Source organism: Micromonospora sp. WMMD736, assembly GCF_049179015.1.
Classification (GTDB): Bacteria; Actinomycetota; Actinomycetes; order Mycobacteriales; family Micromonosporaceae; genus Micromonospora.
The window spans coordinates 1-2,340 of record NZ_JBMHMI010000099.1; the positions used below are offsets into that span (position 1 = coordinate 1).

6 protein-coding genes are annotated in these 2,340 nt (G+C 62.5%); 2 read left to right on the plus strand and 4 right to left on the minus strand.

The window, feature by feature from the left end:
* A partial coding sequence (locus ACN269_RS34120) for a hypothetical protein (protein WP_421477380.1) occupies positions 1–324 on the plus strand: 324 nt, incomplete at its 5' end.
* Between the two features lie 34 nt (positions 325–358).
* Here ACN269_RS34120 and ACN269_RS34125 read toward each other — a convergent pair.
* From ACN269_RS34125 to ACN269_RS34140, 4 genes are all read right to left on the minus strand, one after another.
* Positions 359–844: a MaoC/PaaZ C-terminal domain-containing protein gene (locus ACN269_RS34125; protein WP_421477381.1), complete on the minus strand. Its 486-nt coding sequence runs from the start codon at positions 842–844 to the stop codon at positions 359–361.
* Positions 841–996: a hypothetical protein gene (locus ACN269_RS34130; protein ID WP_421477383.1), complete on the minus strand. Its 156-nt coding sequence runs from the start codon at positions 994–996 to the stop codon at positions 841–843. Before ACN269_RS34130 ends, ACN269_RS34125 begins: the two co-directional genes overlap by 4 nt.
* Before the next feature lie 3 nt (positions 997–999).
* Positions 1,000–1,371 carry a hypothetical protein gene (locus tag ACN269_RS34135; RefSeq protein ID WP_421477385.1) on the minus strand — a complete coding sequence of 124 codons (372 nt, stop codon included), beginning with the start codon at positions 1,369–1,371 and terminating at the stop codon, positions 1,000–1,002.
* A gap of 94 nt (positions 1,372–1,465) precedes the next feature.
* Positions 1,466–1,774 (minus strand): hypothetical protein, encoded by a 309-nt coding sequence (locus ACN269_RS34140; protein WP_421477386.1) that lies wholly within the window; start codon positions 1,772–1,774, stop codon positions 1,466–1,468.
* 323 nt (positions 1,775–2,097) lie between these two features.
* Between ACN269_RS34140 and ACN269_RS34145 the strand changes: the two genes are divergently transcribed.
* On the plus strand, positions 2,098–2,340 hold a 243-nt coding region (locus ACN269_RS34145; RefSeq protein WP_421477388.1), incomplete at its 3' end, for a hypothetical protein.

Consider the following 2,340-nt stretch of genomic DNA (forward strand, 5'->3'; position numbering starts at 1 on the left):
ATCGCCAACGGCGGTGCCGCGACGGCGGACGAGCAGACATATCACATCCTGAGCACACAGGACCTGTGCAACCTCGTCTGGCCCGCATCGCAGGCGCAGCCCAATCCCGAACGTTTCGGCGCGATCTGCGTCCGGCAGGGCGGGGTCCTGCTGCGGTTGGCCAGAGCCATGCCTGACGTCTTCACCAATACGTTCGACCTGGACCCCGGCAGTGCGCCCGAACTCCCGATCACCTCGGTGCGTATCAACCCGGACGACCCACTCAGCGACTGGTTGATTCCCGACTGCTACGTGCCGGGACGGATCGACTGCAGACCCCGGTAGGACGTATCGCCCACTGCCCAGGTTCGATGCGTTTTCAGCCCTTCTCCGCGCAACGACGGTTGATCACCTGGACACCGACCATGGACATCACCACGTTGCTGTCCTGATCCTGCATCTCGTAGCGGCAGTGCACATCGGCCCGGCGAGAGCCCATTGAAATGTCCACAACCTCCGCATTCGCGGACAGTACGGCGCCGGGCCGGACAGGGTGCGGGAGTCGCAACCGGTCAATTCCCTTACCCGCCACGACCGCCATACGTGCCAGGAAGTTCGGCGAACACAAGCTGGAGAACAACGCCAGAGTATGCATGCCACTGGCGATGACATCACCGAACGGCGAACCAGCACCGTCGATATGGATGGGAAGCGGGTCGTAGCGCATGGCAAACTGCACGATCTCGTCGCGTGTCACTGATACGGTGCCGAGGGCCATCCAGTCACCGATCGCGAGATCGTCGGCGTAGAGCCGGCCCTCGACATCGATGGTCGTGATGTCCCGACCCGCGGCCGGCACGCTCATCGTGTCGGCTGGTGCTGTCGGCGCAGCAGGCTGCGCGCCTGATGAAGCGGCCAGTAGTCCTGGCCCTCGCCGAGTGCGGAGTGACCGTCGAGTTGCCAATCCACCAGTGACCAGAACGTCGTGTTCCGGGAGTAGCCCTGCCAATTCAGCATGTTTCAGACGGTACCGCTCGCTTCCAGCCGGCGCCCGAGCGAGTCGGTGGCCTCGATGCGGTGGGTGACCGGACGACCAGTTTCGTCGCGCTCCATCACGGCAATAGTGTTGCCCGTTTCCATCCTCAGATCGCCATACCGGCCGTTTTTGAGGTAATAGCCGAGGATCACGTCCTCGCGTGTACCGATGCCGGGATCCTCCTGCGGGGGCAGAGTGCTGACCGCGAGTGCGTGAAACCCGCTCTTGGGACCGGTCGCCCAGATCATCTGCCCCCGAGGGTTATTGATGATGTTTCTGATACCCCAGGAACGGTCGCGTTGGGCCACACATTCGATGTCGTTCCGTTCACCGTCTAGCGCCAGCCGCCCCGACATCCGCCCCGGTGTAGTGCGGCGGCTGGTCTGCGGTGAACACCAGATCCAACTCGACATCGCTGTTGAAACCGTTCTGGCCGCGATAGGTGAAGTGCTAGCGCCGCAACGGCTCCAGGAGCTCGACAGCGAAGCCGTTTGTCGTGGCGAAGGAGAACATCTGGGATCCGGACTCGAGCTTGTGCGGTTCGCCCCAGTCGTAGAGCAGACAGTCGTAGTTCTCGCTGCCGGTCGGGTCCCACGCCGCGACACCGGCGACGGTGTAGCCGATGTTGGGTCGGTGATAGATGTACACGAATCCGGACATGTCTCGTTCCGGAGCCATGAACGAGAACCAACTGGCCTCATTCCAGAACGGGTCCTCGGGTCGCGGATGAAAGTAGTCGTCTGCCGCGGTGACGTCCATGGCATAGTCCTTTCGCCCGGTTGTCGCATCGGCTCGGCGAGGTGTAGGGGAGAAACCCGAAAGGCCGCGCGGCACCAGCATCGGCTACGAGCCCGGTTCCCTTCCCGCGCCCCACTCAGCCGGTCCGGTCATCGCGACTGTAATTCAAATTCGCGCAAAAAGGTACGCCGTGTCTCATAATAGTCAGTGCGCCTCGCTGGTACGCGACAAGGAGACGCGTGGGTGAAGAAACACGTGGACTGTCATCCCGAATCAAACGACGCCTGGTCTGACAAACCCGTGGCGTCGACCCGGCACAGCACCTCGAAGGAGGGCCTTACGCGATGAACACGACTACCGAGCGCTGGTGTGTGTACGCCGGCCCCCTGCTGATGATCACCTTCATGATCGGCTTCTGGGTCGTCGGCGGCCTGGTCCCGCCCCCCTCTCCGAATGACTCGGCCCAACAGATCGCCCAGTTCTATGCCGACAACGCCCTGCAGGTTCGGATCGGCCTGATGATCTCGATGCTGGCTGCCGGACTCACGTTTCCCTTCACCGTCGCAATCTTCATGCAAATGAAGCGG